19 protein-coding genes are annotated in these 18162 nt (G+C 34.0%); 10 read left to right on the top strand and 9 right to left on the bottom strand.

Translation table 11 applies throughout. From position 1 onward, the window contains the following. Nucleotides 1-17: 17 nt before the first annotated feature. On the bottom strand, nt 18-1274 hold the full coding sequence (locus Q0983_RS14720) for a hypothetical protein (protein WP_299554893.1): 1257 nt from the start codon (nt 1272-1274) through the stop codon (nt 18-20). 315 nt (nt 1275-1589) lie between these two features. On the opposite strand from Q0983_RS14720, the gene Q0983_RS14715 reads away from it, so the two are divergent. Both Q0983_RS14715 and Q0983_RS14710 read left to right on the top strand, forming a co-directional pair. Continuing rightward, nucleotides 1590-2426, top strand: a complete 837-nt coding sequence (locus tag Q0983_RS14715; RefSeq protein ID WP_299554890.1) for a T9SS type A sorting domain-containing protein — start codon at nt 1590-1592, stop codon at nt 2424-2426. Between the two features lie 156 nt (nt 2427-2582). After that, a complete protein-coding gene (locus Q0983_RS14710; RefSeq protein WP_299554887.1) occupies nt 2583-3320 on the top strand; it encodes a hypothetical protein in 738 nt (245 codons plus the stop codon). Nucleotides 3321-3381: 61 nt separating this feature from the next. Here Q0983_RS14710 and Q0983_RS14705 read toward each other — a convergent pair whose 3' ends face one another. Then, entirely contained in the window at nt 3382-4086 is a 705-nt protein-coding gene (locus Q0983_RS14705; protein ID WP_299554883.1) for a hypothetical protein, read from the bottom strand. 137 nt (nt 4087-4223) lie between these two features. On the opposite strand from Q0983_RS14705, the gene Q0983_RS14700 reads away from it, so the two are divergent. Together Q0983_RS14700 and Q0983_RS14695 are read left to right on the top strand one after the other, a co-directional pair. After that, complete coding sequence (locus tag Q0983_RS14700; RefSeq protein ID WP_299554880.1) at nt 4224-5162, top strand: cupin-like domain-containing protein; 939 nt, start codon at nt 4224-4226, stop codon at nt 5160-5162. 17 nt (nt 5163-5179) lie between these two features. Next, the gene (locus tag Q0983_RS14695; RefSeq protein ID WP_299554877.1) at nt 5180-6250 is read left to right on the top strand and encodes a DUF3667 domain-containing protein; all 1071 of its coding nucleotides are present in this window, start codon (nt 5180-5182) and stop codon (nt 6248-6250) included. On the opposite strand, the gene uvrA is transcribed toward Q0983_RS14695, so the two are convergent. After that, complete coding sequence (gene uvrA / locus Q0983_RS14690) at nt 6247-9027, bottom strand: excinuclease ABC subunit UvrA (protein WP_299554875.1); 2781 nt, start codon at nt 9025-9027, stop codon at nt 6247-6249. The two genes, Q0983_RS14695 and uvrA, sit on opposite strands and share 4 nt — an antisense overlap. 242 nt (nt 9028-9269) lie before the next feature. Here uvrA and Q0983_RS14685 point away from each other — a divergent pair, with 242 nt between their 5' ends. Next, a complete protein-coding gene (locus tag Q0983_RS14685; protein WP_299554872.1) occupies nt 9270-9854 on the top strand; it encodes a sigma-70 family RNA polymerase sigma factor in 585 nt (194 codons plus the stop codon). Between the two features lie 223 nt (nt 9855-10077). Here Q0983_RS14685 and nth read toward each other — a convergent pair whose 3' ends face one another. Beyond that, nucleotides 10078-10737 (bottom strand): endonuclease III, encoded by a 660-nt coding sequence (nth, locus tag Q0983_RS14680; protein WP_299554870.1) that lies wholly within the window; start codon nt 10735-10737, stop codon nt 10078-10080. Between the two features lie 35 nt (nt 10738-10772). Here nth and bcp point away from each other — a divergent pair, with 35 nt between their 5' ends. Beyond that, entirely contained in the window at nt 10773-11225 is a 453-nt protein-coding gene (gene bcp / locus Q0983_RS14675; protein WP_299554867.1) for a thioredoxin-dependent thiol peroxidase, read from the top strand. A gap of 29 nt (nt 11226-11254) precedes the next feature. On the opposite strand, the gene Q0983_RS14670 is transcribed toward bcp, so the two are convergent. Next, nucleotides 11255-12733: a TonB-dependent receptor gene (locus tag Q0983_RS14670; protein ID WP_299554864.1), complete on the bottom strand. Its 1479-nt coding sequence runs from the start codon at nt 12731-12733 to the stop codon at nt 11255-11257. Between the two features lie 93 nt (nt 12734-12826). Between Q0983_RS14670 and Q0983_RS14665 the strand changes: the two genes are divergently transcribed. Together Q0983_RS14665 and Q0983_RS14660 are read left to right on the top strand one after the other, a co-directional pair. Further along, on the top strand, nt 12827-13588 hold the full coding sequence (locus Q0983_RS14665) for an MBL fold metallo-hydrolase (protein WP_299555042.1): 762 nt from the start codon (nt 12827-12829) through the stop codon (nt 13586-13588). Between the two features lie 88 nt (nt 13589-13676). Further along, a complete protein-coding gene (locus tag Q0983_RS14660) occupies nt 13677-14177 on the top strand; it encodes a hydrolase (RefSeq protein WP_299554861.1) in 501 nt (166 codons plus the stop codon). 1 nt (nt 14178) lies between these two features. Here the strand turns inward: Q0983_RS14660 and Q0983_RS14655 are convergent, their stop codons facing one another. After that, the gene (locus Q0983_RS14655; RefSeq protein WP_299554858.1) at nt 14179-14547 is read right to left on the bottom strand and encodes a DNA topoisomerase IV; all 369 of its coding nucleotides are present in this window, start codon (nt 14545-14547) and stop codon (nt 14179-14181) included. Nucleotides 14548-14583: 36 nt separating this feature from the next. Then, nucleotides 14584-14964 carry a helix-turn-helix transcriptional regulator gene (locus Q0983_RS14650; protein WP_299554856.1) on the bottom strand — a complete coding sequence of 127 codons (381 nt, stop codon included), beginning with the start codon at nt 14962-14964 and terminating at the stop codon, nt 14584-14586. Nucleotides 14965-15217: 253 nt separating this feature from the next. On the opposite strand from Q0983_RS14650, the gene Q0983_RS14645 reads away from it, so the two are divergent. Both Q0983_RS14645 and Q0983_RS14640 read left to right on the top strand, forming a co-directional pair. Further along, nucleotides 15218-16399 carry a M14 family zinc carboxypeptidase gene (locus Q0983_RS14645; protein WP_299554853.1) on the top strand — a complete coding sequence of 394 codons (1182 nt, stop codon included), beginning with the start codon at nt 15218-15220 and terminating at the stop codon, nt 16397-16399. 70 nt (nt 16400-16469) lie between these two features. After that, on the top strand, nt 16470-16952 hold the full coding sequence (locus Q0983_RS14640) for a winged helix-turn-helix transcriptional regulator (RefSeq protein ID WP_116039934.1): 483 nt from the start codon (nt 16470-16472) through the stop codon (nt 16950-16952). 52 nt (nt 16953-17004) lie between these two features. Here the strand turns inward: Q0983_RS14640 and Q0983_RS14635 are convergent, their stop codons facing one another. After that, nucleotides 17005-17436 (bottom strand): hypothetical protein, encoded by a 432-nt coding sequence (locus Q0983_RS14635; RefSeq protein ID WP_299554841.1) that lies wholly within the window; start codon nt 17434-17436, stop codon nt 17005-17007. Next, nucleotides 17423-17941 carry an exosortase/archaeosortase family protein gene (locus Q0983_RS14630; RefSeq protein WP_366141011.1) on the bottom strand — a complete coding sequence of 173 codons (519 nt, stop codon included), beginning with the start codon at nt 17939-17941 and terminating at the stop codon, nt 17423-17425. The genes Q0983_RS14635 and Q0983_RS14630 overlap by 14 nt, the downstream gene beginning before the upstream one ends. Nucleotides 17942-18162 lie beyond the last annotated feature (221 nt).

Below are 18162 nucleotides of genomic sequence, written 5' to 3'. Positions count from 1 at the left end.
CTAACCAACCAAAACGGTTAAGACCTTCTTCGTGACTGAGTAGATCTTGTATTTTTACTAGAGGAACTTCTGTTTTGAGAAGCTCTAGATTTGTAACTTTTTGATGATCTGGACACCGTTGATCTTTGCGGTGTACTAGATTTCCTTTGTACGCTTGGTCTAGAAGTCACTTTTTGTGAAGATCTTGAAGATCTGTTAGCAACCTGAGGTGTTCTTCTAGAATTGCTACTACTATAATTACGAGATTTTGAACTTTCCGGTTTTCTTACAGTGGAATAACTTCTTTCTCTTGTTATAGTTTTGGACCTGTTTGTGCTTGTTGACGGTCTGGTTTTTCTATTAACGCTTTCTCTGGTTCTTTTAGTATTGTTCATATGAGAATTCACTCTGTTATTAGACCTGTTTACCTTATTGTTATTATTTCTTCCTGACGTACTTCTTCTAAAAGATTCCGAGTTACTATTTCTTGAACTTCTATTGGCAACAGTGTTCCTTTTAGAGTTTGTATATCTTGAAGAACCGCCTTTTGCAAAATCTCTTCTTGAAGTGGCATTTCTGTTAACTCTTGTGACATTCCTCGAGCTCCTGTTCACAGTGGCATAATTCCTGTTTCTAACAATGGTATTGCCACGTCTGCTGTAAACCGAAGTAACGGGTCTGTAGTTATTGTAAAACGGTCTTGAATAAACGTAACGAACCGGATTATAATATCTTCTGTATGGTCTGTTATAAACCACGCAATAGTTAACGGAAGGAATAACATAATACCTGTGCCATGGCCTGTAAATATAATGTCTGTTATAAACGTTTATAAAACCGGTACAGTGGGAGAATCTGTTGTATCTGTTATAGTGTATGTACAATCCACCCACTCGGGTTACATAACCAAAGTTGTTATAATGAATATTCACGTTTCCAGCCTGAATAATGCGTCCATAGTAATCATAATAAATAGGGGTGTTTTCAATTTGAATGATAGCACCGTATTCATCATACTGAACATAAGCATTGTAGTTATATCCTGAATTAAAGCTGATACTTACATGAGGCGAGTTAAATGATGCATTAAAACGGGAATTACCACGTACAATGTTAAAATCGAATTGACCATCAGGAAAGACAGAAAATTCAATACCATTTTCTACAAATATGAAAGAATTGCCATAACCTCCAATATAAGTGGAAGCCACTAAGCTATTTGAATTGGTGGTTGACGCGTTAACAGTAAATCCTCCAAGGATTATTCCTGCCAGTATAAATATTAATTTTTTCATAATTGCAAAGTTTAAATGTGAATACATTTTGATATTACCAAACAGCGTGCCAAAAAAAGAAAGAATATTCAGAAGTGTTTTTATGTTACTGTAAATGAGAGTGTTGTAGTGTAATTATGAAGAGGTATAAACTTTGAGCTGTTTTTTATAGCATTTTGTTTTGTACAATTTTTCACAAACCCCGTTATAGTGTTTTTTTATTTAAAACAAGTGTCACTATCGAACATTTGTTCTGCTGTTTAGGTCAAATGAACAATTGGTAAAGCGTAGGTGCCACTTAATTTTGTTGTATAACTAATTAAATATATTACTATTATGAAAAAAATTACTTTACTTTTTATTGCGTTTTTCGCAGTTTCTTTTTCCTTTGCCCAAATAGATATAACGTTTGAAGAGGGAATGGCAGTATTAGTGGAAAGCACTGAACCGGGAGCCGACTGGACAGGGGTTACTGAATACACAAATTTTGCAGATCAGGATAGTGGTTCTGAAACAGTGACTACTACAGTAGAGGCAATCCCGGGTGGTACTACCGGGAATTCAAGCTCAAGGGCTATGAAGGTTGTTGAGAATGGCTCAAGTGCAAGTTTTCATTATCCGTTTATTTCAAAAGGAAGTATGAGCAGAGCGGATGGTCGTTATATTAGTTTGAAGTTATTGCCGGGAGAAGCTACTGGTCAGTTTGCAATACAATTTAGAACTAGTGGAGGTTCCAAGACGGTTTGGGTGGCCTCTTACAATGCAGTGCCGGCTAATACCTGGATCACATTAGAATTTGATTTGGATTCAACGCCTGATGTAGATGAAGATGGCACAGGTATTACTGCTACTCAAAACAGGTTAGATCTTTGGCAGGATTACGGAACACAACAGAATAATAACGCAACACAGTGGATCGATGATATTAAACAAAGCAATGCCTCTGTTTTGTCTACTACAGAATTTAATACCAAAAGCTTAAATTCTTTTTATAATGCAGATATTGATGCAATTGTAATAAAAGATCAAATTAATGGTGGTTTTTCCATATACAATTTAATGGGACAAGAAGTTTTAGAAGGAGACATAGCAAATGAAATTAGTGTAGAAACTTTAAAATCCGGTTTATATATTTTATCAACCGAGTATGGCACTTTAAAGTTCGTTAAGTAAGGCATTATTGTAATAATATTGAAAAGGACACTTGTTAAAGTGTCCTTTTTTTATGGGTTTTTATGTTTTGTCAAGTTCTTGTCAAGTTAAATTTAATGCAAAGATTAGAAGTGCTATTTAAATTTGTTGCAAACTATTAACCAAAATTATGGCATTATGAAAAAAATTACTTTTACTTTAATTCTAACTTTATTGGCGACTAGTGCTTTTTCACAAAGGGTCGATCCAACTTTTAGCTGGTCTAATAAATCAAACTATCAGATTAATGGAGAAGAAGCTGTGACTTTCAAACCAGGAGATGTTATTTCTATTGAAATGACTTATACTATGGGATCTACAAACGCAGTTGATGATGCCTTTAATTTTATTTTAGCTGGACTACAAGACGAAGCAGTAGCTAATGTTGATGTTCTAAATGGAACTTGGGCAAATGAGACCGTAGCTAATACAACTTATAAATACCCTGGCGCTGGTTCTGGAGGCATCACTACAGCTAGTATAACAATCCCAAATGACATTATTTTAAACTCGGCCGATGCAAATTTAACATACAGAATTTTGACATATTTAGCTTATACACCAGATGGGGGATCTACTATATATGGCGGTACAGGAGCTAGTGATCCTACGTTAGTTTATATTCGTAGTCAAGCAGAAGTTGATGCTTTATTATCAACAAAAGACTTCAATAAAAGTAAATTAAATTCTTTTTACAGTACAGAAAGAGATGCTGTTGTTATAAAAGATAGACTTGATGGCGGTTTTTCAATATATAACTTAATGGGACAAGAGGTTTTGGAAGGAGACATTACTGATGAAATTAGTGTTGAAACCTTAAAATCCGGGTTATATATACTATCAACAGCCTATGGTACTTTAAAGTTTGTAAAGTAAACCATTATATTTAATTAGTTTGAAAAGGGCACCATTTTGGTGCCCTTTTCTTATATTCAACCTACTTTCTCTTTAGGTGTTTTTTCACCTTTCCATTTTGCTTGTAATAGTAGTACTGGTCATCATTATAATAGATATCATCATCGTCATACCAATCATCATCTTCATCACAGTCATCATCATAACGGTGTTTATGCTTCTTAAAAGGATGGTCCATATCCCTGGAATAAATTCCTTGATAATCATTAAACCTGTTTACGCGCCCATGGGTTCTGACAATTTCTCCCCAACGATTATAATCTACAGATAAACCACCTACCTGATTTAAACGTCCGTTGCCACGGTTGTAGTTCATATAAACGGTTCCGGCACGTTTAATTTTTCCATACCTGTCATAATTCAAATACACATTTCCAATACGTCTTACTCTGCCATCCCTGTCATGGGAGATAGACATGCCTCTGTTCCCGTAGTTATTATATCTGAAATACCTGTTGGGTGCTCCAAAGGTGACATTAACATTGTTTCTTCGGTTATAATTATTATACCTGTAATAATTATCATTAATATTGGTATTAAAGTCAAAGCTTCCATCCGGGAAAATCAAAAACTCTACACCACGTTCTATAAACACAATAGGCTGTACATAACGATAGTGTTTCGTTTTATTTAAATGTTTTCTCTTTTTACCGTGATGGAATTCTGAGGCTGTTACAGTTGTTAAACCCATTAACAAACTTGCAAGTAATAGTACTAATTTTTTCATAGTCATAGGATTTTGGGTTGTGCCTACTCTTTAGCTTTTCGGCATACGCTATGTAGTTTCGTTTTCAACTTGCGTGCCAAAAAAAAATATTTAATTATGTTTTTATTGAAAATTATGAGTAAATAAGGCCATAAATTTTGAACAAGCAGTATTTGTTATTGAATAAAAATGTGCTTAATTTTAAGGACTATTGTAATCATCATTTTATGGATGTCTTAGAGCATATTTTATCAAAAAGTCAACCAATTTCGGAAACAACTGATTTTGATTCAGGTATTTTTAAAAAGTCTTATTTGAATAAGAAAAAGCCTGTACTCTTAAAGGGATATGCAAATAATTGGAATGCTACAAAAAAGTGGAACTTAGACTTTCTTTCCGAACTGGAAGTCAAAGACGATGTTATTTTAGAAATTGGTTCTAATAATCAAAGTGATACTAGTTTTACTCACCAAAAGTTGAAAGCGTTTATTGAAAGTGTAAAACAAAATAGACATGACAATGGAAAACCCCCGGCGTACTTAACATTATTTGAGATATTTCGTCTTTTTCCCCATTTAAAAGAGGATGTAGATTTTTCGATATTTACAAAATACACTAAGGTAAATGATATTTATGCATGGGTAGGCCCTAAAGATACGGTTACAGGGTTTCATTATGATACTTTGAATAATTTATTGGCACAGGTTATGGGAGAGAAGTTAGTAGTTCTTGTCTCGCCAAAACACAATAAGAAGATGTATATCAGTAAGAAGTATGATCTTGGAGCAGTTTCCAGTGAAGTGGATGTAAATAATTTTAACGAGGAGTCTTACCCAAATTTCAAAGATGTAGAATTTTTAAGTGTTGTATTGAAACCTGGTGACGTTTTGTTTATACCCAAGAAGTGGTGGCATTATGTTAAATCTGTTGACACTTCTATTAGTGTTAATAATTTCGGAGCTCTTTTAAGCGATATTATTTTTACGAAACCTAAAGAGATAATAAAACATAGTCTTCATTGCAGAGGTTATTATAGAAGTAAAAATAATTGTACATGTCATATGGTTGTTGATGGGGAGGTTATTAACAGGTTTTAATTAAAATATTAGTTTGAATGGTATCTAATGTTTGCAAAAATTGCGAACACGAATTTGATCAGGGTTTTAAGTTTTGCCCTCATTGCGGGCAACAAGCTAAAGACGATCTGACTGTTGGTGTTTTATTTTATAATACCATTAGCAACTATTTTTCTTTTGATGCCCGTTTTTTTAAGAGCTTCCTGCCATTAATGTTCAGGCCGGGTTATTTGGCCAAAAAGTTTATAGAAGGTAAAAGGCTCCTCTATTTACATCCGGCTCAATTGTACTTATTTATATCGGTGGTATTTTTCTTTTTAATGACCGCACTGGTGGTTAGAGAAAACGTTCAGAATATTGATAAAGCTTTTAAAAATGCCAGAATTAAGCCCTTTGTTCCTGATAGTTTAAAGACCGAAGCAGTAAAAGTATTGGACTCTGTTAAAATAGATAGTATTTTAATGCCTTTAGCAGACAAGGGTATTAAGGGGCTGGACACGGAACAAGTAAAAACCATAGATTCTTTAATAAAGACAAAAGCAGACGACGGCCCAAACACACAATTAGATTTTGGTTATGATACTAAAAGGGTGGATTCATTAATAGCTATAGATGCTCCTGAAAAAGAAATTTTTAAGGCTATGGGAATGGATGATGATGCGGGTTATTTAACCCGAAAGTTTTACACCCAAACTTTAAAATTTCATAAACAACGAAACGGGGGGCAAATAATCCAGGCAGTGTATGATACCATCCCCATTTCCTTATTTATTTTATTGCCAATCTTTGCTTTAATATTGAAATTATTCTTCTACAAAAAAGGCACTTACGCACACCATTTGGTATTTAGCTTTTACTTTTTTGCTTTTTTGTTTACAGTGTTTAGCTTAATTCTTGTAGTAAACTATTTCATAAATATTCCCTGGTGGGTAGACTTTTTGGTTGTTGTCTCAACCTTCTTTTACCTGTTTATAGCTATCAAACGATTTTATGGCAACGGGTGGTTATTAAGCTTTATAAAAACCAATATAATTTCATTTTTATATCTCACATTTGTCATCCCAATTGCCCTCGGAATTTTATTTATTGTTGGGTTTTTGTTCTATTAGAGTTTATCTTTCAGATACTTTCCGGTTTCAGAAGCTTTTATTGTTATTATTTCTTCAGGTGTCCCGGATGCCACTAAATTTCCACCATTTTCGCCACCTTCCGGCCCCAGGTCAATTATATGGTCGGCACATTTGATAAGTTCAATATTATGTTCAACTACAATGATGGAGTGCCCATTATCAATTAATGCATTAAACGATTTTAATAGTTTTTGAATGTCATGGAAATGTAAACCGGTTGTAGGCTCATCAAAAATAAAAAGCGCTTTGTCTTTGTTGTTTCCTTTGCCTAAAAATGATGCCAATTTAATGCGTTGTGCCTCACCGCCTGAAAGGGTCGAAGAGCTTTGTCCTAAGGTTACATACCCTAATCCAACATTTTGCAAAGGTTGCAGCTTGTTCTTTATTTTGGCCTGATTTTCCTTTTCAAAAAATGAAATGGCATCATCTATAGTAAAGTTTAAAATGTCGTCGATATTTTTATTGGCGAATGTTACTTCTAAAACTTCTTTTTTAAAACGTTTGCCCTTGCAGGTTTCACATTCCAAATGAACATCTGCCATAAACTGCATTTCTATGGTAACTTCGCCTTCGCCTTTACAGGTTTCACATCGTCCGCCATCTACATTAAATGAAAAATGTTTAGCCTGATAATTTCTTATTTTGCTAAGTTTTTGATTGGAAAACAAAGCGCGAATATCATCATAAGCTTTGATATAGGTGACCGGATTTGAACGTGATGAGCGCCCAATAGGATTCTGGTCTACAAATTCAATAGCTTTAATATTACTAAAATTGCCTTCCAAGGCAGTAAATTGCCCCGGCCTGTCACTAAAATCGGTTAGCCTTTTTTGCAAAGCCGGGTATAGAATTTTTTTTACCAATGTACTTTTACCGCTTCCGGAAACGCCGGTAACAACCGTTAGCATACCCAGAGGAAATGTAACATCTATATTTTTAAGGTTGTTTTCTCTGGCTCCGACAATATCAACATGATATTTTGAAGTTCTCCTGGTTTCAGGAACTTCAATTTTTAGCGTTTCATTTAAATACTGAGCTGTTAAAGATTTTGATTTCAGAATGTCCTTATAAGTACCTTCTGCAACAACGTTTCCTCCAAAAGTTCCTGCTTCCGGCCCAATATCAATAATATTATCGGCAGCTTTCATGATATCCTCATCATGCTCAACAACAATTACTGTGTTACCTAAATCCCTTAACGATTTTAAAACAGACACAAGGCGCTCCGTATCTTTGGGGTGTAGGCCAATACTGGGCTCATCAAGAATATACATGGATCCCACTAAACTGCTTCCCAGGGATGTAGCTAAATTGATTCTTTGGCTTTCACCACCTGACAACGTGTTAGATCTTCTGTTCAAAGTTAAATAGTCTAATCCGACATTGGACAAAAATGATAGACGACTATTGATTTCTTTTAACAGCCTGGAAGCAATTTGAGTGTCGTAATCATTTAATTCCAGTTGTTTAAAGAAGTTAGACAATTTGCTAAGAGGCATTTCAACCAAATCTGTAATAGTGGTTCCTCCAACTTTAACGTAGTTAGCTTCAATTCTCAAGCGTTTACCATTACAGGTTTTACATTTGGTTTTTCCCCGATAACGCGATAACATGACGCGGTTTTGAATTTTATAGGCTTTGGATTCTAACTCAGCGAAAAAGGAATTCAAGCCTTCAAAATAGCTATTTCCGGTCCAAATAAGCTGCTTTTGTGCTTCACTTAATTCAAAATAAGGCTTGTGAACAGGGAAATTAAATTTATGGGAATTATTTACCAATTGATCTTTATACCAACTCATGCTTTCACCGCGCCAGGGAAAAATAGCATTTTCGTAAACTGATAGCCCCGTATTAGGAATTACCAAATCTTCATCAATACCGATAATATCGCCATAACCTTCACATTTAGGACAGGCACCATATGGATTGTTAAAACTAAAAAGGTGCACATTAGGTTCTAAAAAAGTGATGCCATCCAGCTCAAATCTATTACTAAAAACGCGCTGTTTGCTATCTTTTAAGGTCTCTATGGCACATTCGCCTTTACCTTCAAAAAAGGCAGTTTGTATGGCATCGGCTAACCGATTATAAAAGTCTTCCTCATACTTTGTGATAACCCTGTCAACAACTAATTGAATATGCGTCTCGTCTGAAACTTTAGCGTCATCAATTCTCAACACACTTTCATTTACCTTTATTCTGGCATATCCTTGCTGCTGCAAGGCTTTAAGTTTATCTTCAATAGCACGCCCTTCTTCTAAATGAATAGGAGCCAGGAGCAATAGCTTTTCACCTTCGTCAAAGGATTTTATATAGTTCAGGACATCAGTAACAGTGTCCTTTTTTACTTCGTTGCCCGAAACCGGAGAGTAGGTTCTGCCAATTCTTGCAAAAAGTAATTTTAGGTAATCATAGATTTCAGTAGTTGTTCCAACCGTAGAACGCGGATTGGTTGAATTCACCTTTTGCTCAATGGCAATGGCCGGTGCAATACCTTTAATGTAATCTACCTTTGGTTTGTTAAGCCTGCCTAAAAACTGACGTGCATAACTGGATAAGCTTTCAACATAGCGCCTTTGGCCTTCGGCATAAAGAGTATCAAAAGCCAAACTTGACTTTCCGGAGCCTGATAAACCGGTGATAACCACTAATTCGTTCCTTGGTATAACAACATCAATATTTTTTAAATTATGCAATTTAGCACCTTTTATAATGATGTTTTCTTTAGGGTTTACTTCTGAAATATTAGTGTTCATAGGCTTTTAAAGGCAATAATCTTGCAAAGATACTATAAGTATTTGAACTTAGAAAGTATCGATGAACTGTATAAAAATGTGAAAAAAAACTCCTAAATTTTGTTTTTTAGGAATGATTGTTGTTATATTTGAAATATCAATCAATTAACATAAATCAACTTTCGCCTATAGCAGAGCATTACTTTTAAACATTTTAACCCCAAGCAAAGAAGCCCTCCCTTCTTGCATTAAAAGTAATGATTATGCAATACGAACTTATTTCAGATGCTACACTTGTTAGCAATTACATTAAAGGAGACGAATGTGCTTTAGAAACACTTATTTACAGGCACAAACAAAAAATCTACAGTTTTATTTATTCCAAAGTCTACGATAAAGACATTGCGGAAGATATTTTTCAGGATACGTTTATAAAAGTTATCAGAACGTTAAAAGCAGGTTCTTATAACGAAGAAGGTAAGTTTTTGCCCTGGGTCATGCGTATTGCACACAATTTGGTTATTGATTTCTTCAGGAAAAATAACCGCATGCCCAAGTTTGATAATACGGGAGAATTCAGCATTTTTTCCGTTTTAAGCGATTCATCCTTAAATGCAGAAAAAACAATCATTAAGGAACAGGTTGAAAATGATGTAAGACGTCTTGTAGATGAGTTGCCAAATGATCAAAAAGAAGTATTGTTAATGCGTATGTATAACGATATGAGCTTTAAGGAAATATCGGAAAGGACAGGTGTTAGCATTAATACGGCACTGGGTAGAATGCGCTATGCACTCATTAATTTACGTAAGATTATAGATAAACATAACATTGTTTTAACCAATTGATACAATAAAGTAAATTTTGCTACGTTATTGATTTAAGATAAACCCTTAAATTATAAAAATGGCAAAACTTTACACTGAGAAAAATTTTACTAAAAACGAATTGGAACCGAAAGAAGAAACGGTTAAGTTTCTTCTAGATTACTCTAAGGCTTTAAGTGTTATAAATTGTAATAAATTGAAGTTTGAAACGCTTCTGAATTAAACTTGTTAAAGGCCCTGATTTTCAGGGCTTTTTTGTTTTATAATACTGCTGTATAACTGATTTTCTTCCAATAGTTTTAGTTATAATATCTTTTTCTAAATCCCAGCCTCGTGCGGGTGAGTATTGTCTACCATACCAAATAATTTGTAAGTGTAAATCGTTCCATAATTCCTTTGGAAATAATCGTTTGGCATCTTTTTCGGTTTGAGCCACATTTTTACCGTTACTTAAATTCCATCTGTACATTAATCTATGAATATGCGTATCTACAGGAAATGCCGGTACCCCAAAAGCCTGGGACATAACTACACTGGCTGTTTTATGCCCTACAGCCGGTAGGGCTTCCAAAGCTTCAAAACTTTGTGGTACTTTGCCATCATGCTTTTCGATAAGAATTTTAGATAAGCCGTGAATGCCTTTGCTTTTCATTGGCGACAACCCAACCGGCTTTATAATATCTCTGATCTCTTCAACGGTTAACTTCACCATATCATACGGATTATCAGCTTTCTCAAATAATAAGGGTGTTATTTGATTGACTCTGACATCCGTACTTTGAGCCGACATCAATACTGCTATCAGTAAAGTATACGGGTCTTTATGATCTAACGGAATTGGTATTTCGGGATAAAGCTTATAAAGTGTATTAATAACAAAGTTTACGCTTTCTTGTTTGGTCATAGGATTGTATTTTTGCAGAAACAAAGTTATAAAATATGACCACATTAAAAGCAGGGGATCAGGCTCCGAATTTTGAAGTTCTAGACGAACAGGGAAATACCGTGAAACTATCAGATTTTAAAGGAAAAAAACTGGTAGTGTTCTTTTATCCAAAGGCAAATACACCAACTTGTACCGTTGAGGCTTGCAATTTAAGTGATAATTATAAAGTTTTAAAAGACGCCGGATACGAGATATTAGGCGTTAGTGCCGATACGCAAAGAAAACAATCAAATTTTAAAAATAAATTTGGGTTTCCATATCCGTTAATCGCTGATGTTGACAGAACTATGATCGAAGCCTTTGAGGTTTGGGGGCCAAAAAAGTTTATGGGACGTACTTTTGACGGTATTCACAGAATAACCTTTGTTATTAATGAAGCAGGTATTATTGAAAAGGTTATTGATAAAGTAAAGGCCAAAGAACACGCTAAACAAATATTGGAATAAAAAAAAGCCTTTAAATAGGCTTTTTTTTATTATTTGGCAGCTGCTCTACGCTTTATTGTCAAGGGTTTTAATGGTTTTCTGGTATAACCGAATAAACGATAGTCTTTTATTAGATCGGCTGTTCCTTCAGGCAGCATATTTTCCCAACCGGGTTCTCCATTATCAATCATATCCAGCGCTTTTCTTGAGAAAATATTCATGATGCTTTCATCATAATCTTTTATATCAACCACTTTACCATTGTATTTGAAGAACTTGTAAAGCTCTTTCATACGGGGATACACCTTTAAATTTTCACTATTGATAAGCTCTCCTGTTTCCGGATCGAGCATTGGGTACAGATATACTTTTAAATCTTTAAAGAAAAGCTTACCAAAGGCTTCTAAAATACCACCACTGATGTGTCTGTAATATTTCTCGTCAAAAATATCAACCAGGTTACTAACGCCCATGGCTAATCCCATTCTGGCCTTGGTATAATTAGAGAAGTATTCAACAACTTTGTAATATTCCTGGAAATTGGAGATCATTACCGAATGCCCCAGAGCGCACAATAAATCAGCTCTATCAATAAAATCCTGTTCGTCAATCTCACCTTCGGCACGTAAATTAGAAAGCGTAATTTCAAACACCACCATGGTGTTGTTAGAGTCAACCTTCCTTTCGTTTGTAAACATTTCATAAGACTTTTCGTACATGGCCATATTTACCTTGGTAACAGGTCTGAAGCTACCACGAAGTGCTAAAATATTTTTCTTATAGAACACTCTGGCCGGTAATACGTTGGTGCCGTCCGGACCAAAAACTACGGCATCGGTCATTTCATTTTTAACAAGTTGTAAACTCATTAAACGATTATCCACATTTTTAAATACAGGACCGGAGAAGTTAATGGTATCAATTTCCAGCTGATCTTTATCTAAGTGGTCATATAAATACCTTAGTAATTTTTTAGGCTCATTATATTTATAAAAAGCACCATAAATCAGATTGGTTCCCAGGGTACCAAGCGTTTCCTGTTGCAATCTTGCATCGGTTTCTTTAAACCTTAAGTGAAGGATAATTTCATTATAGTCCTGGTCTGCTTCAACCTGATATTTAATCCCTACCCAACCATGGCCTTTAAACTGTTTTGCAAAATCTATTGTGGCAACCGTGTTTGCATAACAAAAGAAAATCTTATCCGGGTGTTTGTCACGCGTAATACGCTTTTCCATAAGATTCATCTCATGAGTAAGCATTTTGCGTAAACGGGATTGTGTTACATATCTGCCGTCGTCTTCAGCACCGTAAATGGCATCACTAAAATCTTTGTCGTAAGCCGACATGGCCTTGGCAATGGTTCCGGAAGCACCACCAGCTCTGAAAAACTGCCTGCAGGTTTCTTGTCCAGCACCAATTTCGGCAAAAGTCCCGTAAATATTCTTATTTAAATTTATGCGAAGTGCTTTCGACTTTATTGAGGGAACATCATCAAATTCTCTATCTCCTTTTATGGTTATTTCCATATCATTTCTAGGTTGTATGCGTTATATGCAAAGGTATTAAATAAGTATAGCAAACAAAAAAATAACGTTATTTTTGTGCAAATCTTAACGCAATTGAAAGTTACTTTTTTAGGTACCGGTACATCACAAGGTATTCCGATAATTGGAAGCAAACACCCTGTCTGCTTAAGCAACAATCCTAAAGATAGAAGATTACGCGTCTCTGTTTTGGTTGAATGGGATGCGTATACTTATGTTGTTGACTGTGGTCCGGATTTCAGATATCAAATGCTTAGGGCCGGTGTTGAAAAAATAAACGGTATTTTGTTTACCCATGAACATGCCGACCATGTTTTGGGTTTAGATGATATCAGGCCATTTTATTTCAGACAAGGAGATATCCCGGTTTATGGGCATAAGCGTGTTTTAAATTCGCTGAAGAAGCGATTCGATTATGTTTTTAAAACAAAAAACAAATATGCCGGAGCTCCCTCCGTTATTTTAAACAGGATTAAAAATGAGCCTTTTGAAATAAGCGGATTAAAGGTTATACCTGTAAACGGAAAACACGATAGGTTGCAGGTTTTTGGATTTAAGTTTAATGATTTTGCATACTTAACTGATATGAAAACCGTTAAAGACAAAGAGGTTGAAAAGATTAAAAATGTAAAGGTTTTAGTAGTTAATGCTTTACGTATAGATCCGCATCGTTCTCATTTTAATTTAGAGGAAGCTCTGGAGTTCATAAAGAAAGTAAACCCTGAAAAAGCGTATTTAACGCATATTAGTCATTTATTGGGTTTTCATGACGAAGTAGAAAAAACATTGCCGGAAAATGTATTTTTGGCATATGATGAATTACAAATAACAATTTAAGCCCACAATGGGCATTTGGCAAACTAAAGCCATTGCCAATCGAAATAATACGAATTAGATTAGCAATGGTTTTTGAAATTTTATAGAAATGAAACAAAGAATTTTTATGTATCTGTTTATTTTTTCAACACTTTTGGTGCTGTTTCAATATGTAAATTCCAAACGTGTTTTTGAGGATTTAAATAGTAAGCTGGAGAAAAACGAATCAAAGATCAAAGCGTATAAAGATTCTTTAGATGTATTGGAAGATGCCTTTTTAGATGTATCACATTTCAATTTAGACAGAAATGAAGATGCTATAAGTTATTTTGAAAGAGACGGTTATAAAGTAGACGAATTAATTCCTTTTATAAAAGACGAATTGTATAAGTTGAATGAAGCAAAAGGCGAACATCCCTTAGTGCCTTATGACTCCAGTGAAGGGCGCAAAATGATGATTAACACTATAAAAATGTTAAATCATAAGTGGATCATAGCCGATTTTTCAGATGGTGAATTTTGGGGTGAGATCTTTTTAACTTATGAAATTACAGATGATAAAGAACTAAAATTCAAATTAGTAGAATCTTTTCTTTATCCCTTATACTGAATTATTTAGCAGTATAAGCAATCCCTTTTTGTTTTTTGGTTTCACCCACATAGGAATATTCAAAAGTATAAGAGCTATCGGTAGTTGTTAGTATTTTTAAATGAACATCCTTTTGTTCTGCCATGTTTTTCGGGTTGATGGTTCTAAAAATCACTTCACAATCATTTATCCAGCGTAATTGGGAGGAATCTACTTTGTTATCATAAACTTCTACCTGAAGGTTTTCGGTTCTTTTGAATTCAGATTTAAAAACAACGCCGTTGATGGTAACTTCGCTGTAAAATTTTCCGGTTTTAAAGTCATTACAGTTTCGTTCTGTATGGTAACAATTAAATAAAAGGATAAAAAATAAGAGGTACTGAAAGCGCATAAAAGGTAGTTTCAGGCAAAACTACTAAAGAATGGGTTAATTCTGAAAGTTTTTGAAAGTTCCGTCAGAATAAAATATAACAATACGCTCTATGGTTTTGTTGTCATCTAATTCAGAATTAATTTTTGTTTCTGTTTTTTCGTCAGGAATAACTTGTTGTGTTTCATTTTTTAAATCTAAAGTTCTTTGAGAAGCAGGGAATGTTCCTTTGCCGTTTAATAACCAATACAATTCAACTTCGGGAAAGGAGGAAAGTATTTTTAAAACAAATTCTAAACTCGGCTTATTTCTTCCGGATAATATATGTGAAATACTGGAGCGCTGTACACTGATTTTTTCAGCAAAAGAAGAGGCGGATTCACCGTAGTAATCCATTACTTTTTTTAACCTATCTGCAAATTCTTTAGTGTTTACCATTGTAAATAGAGTAGTATTGTGATTTGGTGTTACAAATGTAGCAAATAAAACTATATGATGCCTGATATATAGTAACAAAGTTGAATTTTATGTAACTTATAACTTTATATAAATAATCGTAACTATCTGAAATTAAAAATATTATATATTTAAAATTGAATTCACCATCAATATTGAGTTATTTCGGGCAATTCCTGTATACAAATGTAACGATAAATGATCAAAAACAGTGTTTACAATTGTAAAATTGTAAATGTTTACATTTGTAGCCAAAATAAAAAGTATGCAAATTGAAGATATAAAGTCGCTCTTTTCAAGTTACAAGGAGAAGTCGCTTTTTGGTCGGTATATTACCAATAATCATATTGACCCTTTGCTTAAAAATCTAAGTAATTTTTTTAGTGTTGAAACTATTGGATATTCGGTTTTAAACAATCCGATTTATGGTATAAAATTGGGAACCGGTAACAAAAGAATTTTGATGTGGTCTCAGATGCATGGAAATGAATCAACCACGACAAAGGCTTTATTTGATCTCTTAAATTCTTTTTCGGATGATAAAAGTAGTCTGAAGCATATTTTGGAGGCCTGTACTTTGTATATTATCCCTATTTTGAACCCGGACGGTGCAGAAGCTTATACAAGGATTAACGCTAATGAAGTGGATTTAAACAGAGATGCTCAAAATTTAACACAACCTGAGAGTTTAGTGCTTCGCAAAACATTTGAAGCGTTTAGACCTCAATTTTGTTATAATTTGCACGGACAACGCACTATTTTCAGTGCTGGCAAAACAAATATGCCGGCCACTGTATCATTTTTAGCTCCTGCCCAGGATAAAGCATGTACTGTCACTCCAAACAGAAGGGTGGCTATGGAAGTAATTGGGGTTATGAATACTACTTTGCAAAAGGTAATTCCCAACCAGGTAGGTGTTTATGACGATGCATTTAATATAAACTGTGTAGGGGATACGTTTCAAAGTGAAAACGCACCAACAATACTATTTGAAGCTGGTCATTTCGTTCATGATTATGACAGAGAATATACAAGGGAACTCATTTTTATATCGTATGTGCGATCACTAGATTATGTGGCTAAGGTTGATGTAGATGGTGTTAACAGCGATCCGTATTTTGATATCCCTGAAAATGAAAAGTGTTTTTTAGATATAATCATTCGTAATGTCAGCGGCTATGCAAAGGATAGCCTGGTAGATATAGGTATTCAATTTAAAGAAACATTAGTGGAAAACCATATTGAATTTGTCCCAATTGTGGAAAAAATTGAGAAGCTGGATGGGGTTTATGGTCATCGTGAAATTGATGCAAAAGGAGAAAAAGTGTTAGCTGAAGGCGCCAAAAGGCTAACAATTAATAACGAAAACGTTTTCGTAATATTGAAAAATGAAAAAATCGCATTAATTCCAAAATAAAACGTATTGATTATGCGTAATTATTAATAAAAATGTATTATTTTTGGCTTTTATCTAAGAAAAGCTAATTATGGGAAAAATTAAATTAGACGAAATCGACCATCAAATTCTTGATATGTTAATTGATAACACAAGAATTCCTTTTACTGACATAGCAAAAAAGTTATTAATATCTGCAGGTACGGTTCATGTACGTGTAAAAAAAATGGAAGAATCAGGAATCATTAAAGGGTCCTCTTTAATGCTGGATTATAAAAAACTGGGATATTCTTTCATTGCTTATGTTGGTGTATATTTAAACAATACCTCTCAAACAAAGTTTGTATTAGAACGGATCAATGAAATTCCTTATGTAACAGTTGCACATATTACAACCGGAAAGTTCAATATTTTCTGCAAGATCAGGGCAAGAAGCACGGAGCATGCAAAGGAGGTTATATTCCTTTTAGATGATATAGAGGGGGTTTACAGGACGGAAACCATGATTTCGTTAGAAGAAAGCATTAATGACAAAAAGCGTTTGATGCATTCCATTTTTAATGATATGAACTAAAGTTTACAGTAAAACGTTATTAAGCCCTTTAAATAAGGGCTTTTTTATTACTTTATTTTCCGGAAAAACTATCGTTATTTTTGTTAGACGCTTTATTAAGGCTTCTATTTAATAATCCCATGCCTACATATAAAATAGGAGATATTAACATTTCCTGAACACTACGGGCAAATAACTTGACTTTTAAACTAGTGTCTGCAATAAACCAATCAAACAACCCAATTGAAGTTATTATAAGTAACCCGGATATGTGTACAAAATGCCAAAGTGTTGATAACCATTGATCTTTTAGTTTTCCTAAATGAATTGATCCAATTATATAGACCAGAACAGTGATTGCAAACTTTATGAAATGTACGAGTCTTTTTGATAAAGATGCTGAAATTCTATTTTCTACAAAAAACACATAATAGCAGCTGTAAATAATTATTATAAAAACTAATCCAAGAATAAAGCGTAATTTATCAGATTTATATAGTTTCATTTTTTAACTGAATTTTCCTAGAATAAACATACCACATTAAAAATGTTGTTGAATAAACTATAGCCTTAAATAAGTAATGGTGCGCAAAATCAAAGTACAACTCGTAATATTCACGTAAATATATGAGTCCTACGCATCTTAAAATATTGATAAAATCTATAATAAGCGTACCTAAAACAAGATACTTTACTTTTCGCCAAAAGCTTGAAGGCATACAAACAATAAAGCCTATATATAGAATAATTAATTCAAGGCCGTTGCAAACATTCGCTATATTTAAAATAATATTATCGTGATGATAAATAACCGATGCTTCCAGGTAAGTTATGTTTCCTTCATGATAATCTTTAACAGTCATAGTTTCAGCCCTAAAGTCTTTGGTGTTCCCTAAAAAATTGAGAACAAATGCCGAAGCGTTTCCTACATGTGCTGTTAATGGCCGGTCAACAAGATTAGAGTTGAATAAAAAAAAGGTGTATAGTACTTTCCAAACTAAAAAAAACAATAATGCTTTTTTTAAAAAAGATCTAATTTGATAGGGGATTTTACTTTTTAATGATTTGAGGCTTTTTATCATAAAAATGAAATATGGCCATAAAAATAGAAGTCTTTTTTGTTTTGACTTTCTTTTTTTCGATGAAATATAACTTTATTCATTTTAAGTACTCAAATAGCATTTCTTTTTGCGAGATTCGGATGGCTTTCTGTTGGATGAATAGTTAAATC

The sequence above is a fragment of the Seonamhaeicola sp. genome, assembly GCF_028281565.1.
GTDB lineage: Bacteria > Bacteroidota > Bacteroidia > Flavobacteriales > Flavobacteriaceae > Seonamhaeicola.
This window is presented reverse-complemented; position numbering and strand designations above follow the sequence as displayed.

Coding starts and splice junctions, on each gene's coding strand:
- Q0983_RS14720 (WP_299554893.1), bottom strand. CDS start 1,274: ATGAAAAAATTAATATTTATACTGGCAGGAATAATCCTTGGAGGATTT.
- Q0983_RS14715 (WP_299554890.1), top strand. CDS start 1,590: ATGAAAAAAATTACTTTACTTTTTATTGCGTTTTTCGCAGTTTCTTTT.
- Q0983_RS14710 (WP_299554887.1), top strand. CDS start 2,583: ATGAAAAAAATTACTTTTACTTTAATTCTAACTTTATTGGCGACTAGT.
- Q0983_RS14705 (WP_299554883.1), bottom strand. CDS start 4,086: ATGAAAAAATTAGTACTATTACTTGCAAGTTTGTTAATGGGTTTAACA.
- Q0983_RS14695 (WP_299554877.1), top strand. CDS start 5,180: ATGGTATCTAATGTTTGCAAAAATTGCGAACACGAATTTGATCAGGGT.
- uvrA (WP_299554875.1), bottom strand. CDS start 9,027: ATGAACACTAATATTTCAGAAGTAAACCCTAAAGAAAACATCATTATA.
- Q0983_RS14685 (WP_299554872.1), top strand. CDS start 9,270: ATGCAATACGAACTTATTTCAGATGCTACACTTGTTAGCAATTACATT.
- nth (WP_299554870.1), bottom strand. CDS start 10,737: ATGACCAAACAAGAAAGCGTAAACTTTGTTATTAATACACTTTATAAG.
- bcp (WP_299554867.1), top strand. CDS start 10,773: ATGACCACATTAAAAGCAGGGGATCAGGCTCCGAATTTTGAAGTTCTA.
- Q0983_RS14670 (WP_299554864.1), bottom strand. CDS start 12,733: ATGGAAATAACCATAAAAGGAGATAGAGAATTTGATGATGTTCCCTCA.
- Q0983_RS14660 (WP_299554861.1), top strand. CDS start 13,677: ATGAAACAAAGAATTTTTATGTATCTGTTTATTTTTTCAACACTTTTG.
- Q0983_RS14655 (WP_299554858.1), bottom strand. CDS start 14,547: ATGCGCTTTCAGTACCTCTTATTTTTTATCCTTTTATTTAATTGTTAC.
- Q0983_RS14650 (WP_299554856.1), bottom strand. CDS start 14,964: ATGGTAAACACTAAAGAATTTGCAGATAGGTTAAAAAAAGTAATGGAT.
- Q0983_RS14645 (WP_299554853.1), top strand. CDS start 15,218: ATGTTTACATTTGTAGCCAAAATAAAAAGTATGCAAATTGAAGATATA.
- Q0983_RS14640 (WP_116039934.1), top strand. CDS start 16,470: ATGGGAAAAATTAAATTAGACGAAATCGACCATCAAATTCTTGATATG.
- Q0983_RS14635 (WP_299554841.1), bottom strand. CDS start 17,436: ATGAAACTATATAAATCTGATAAATTACGCTTTATTCTTGGATTAGTT.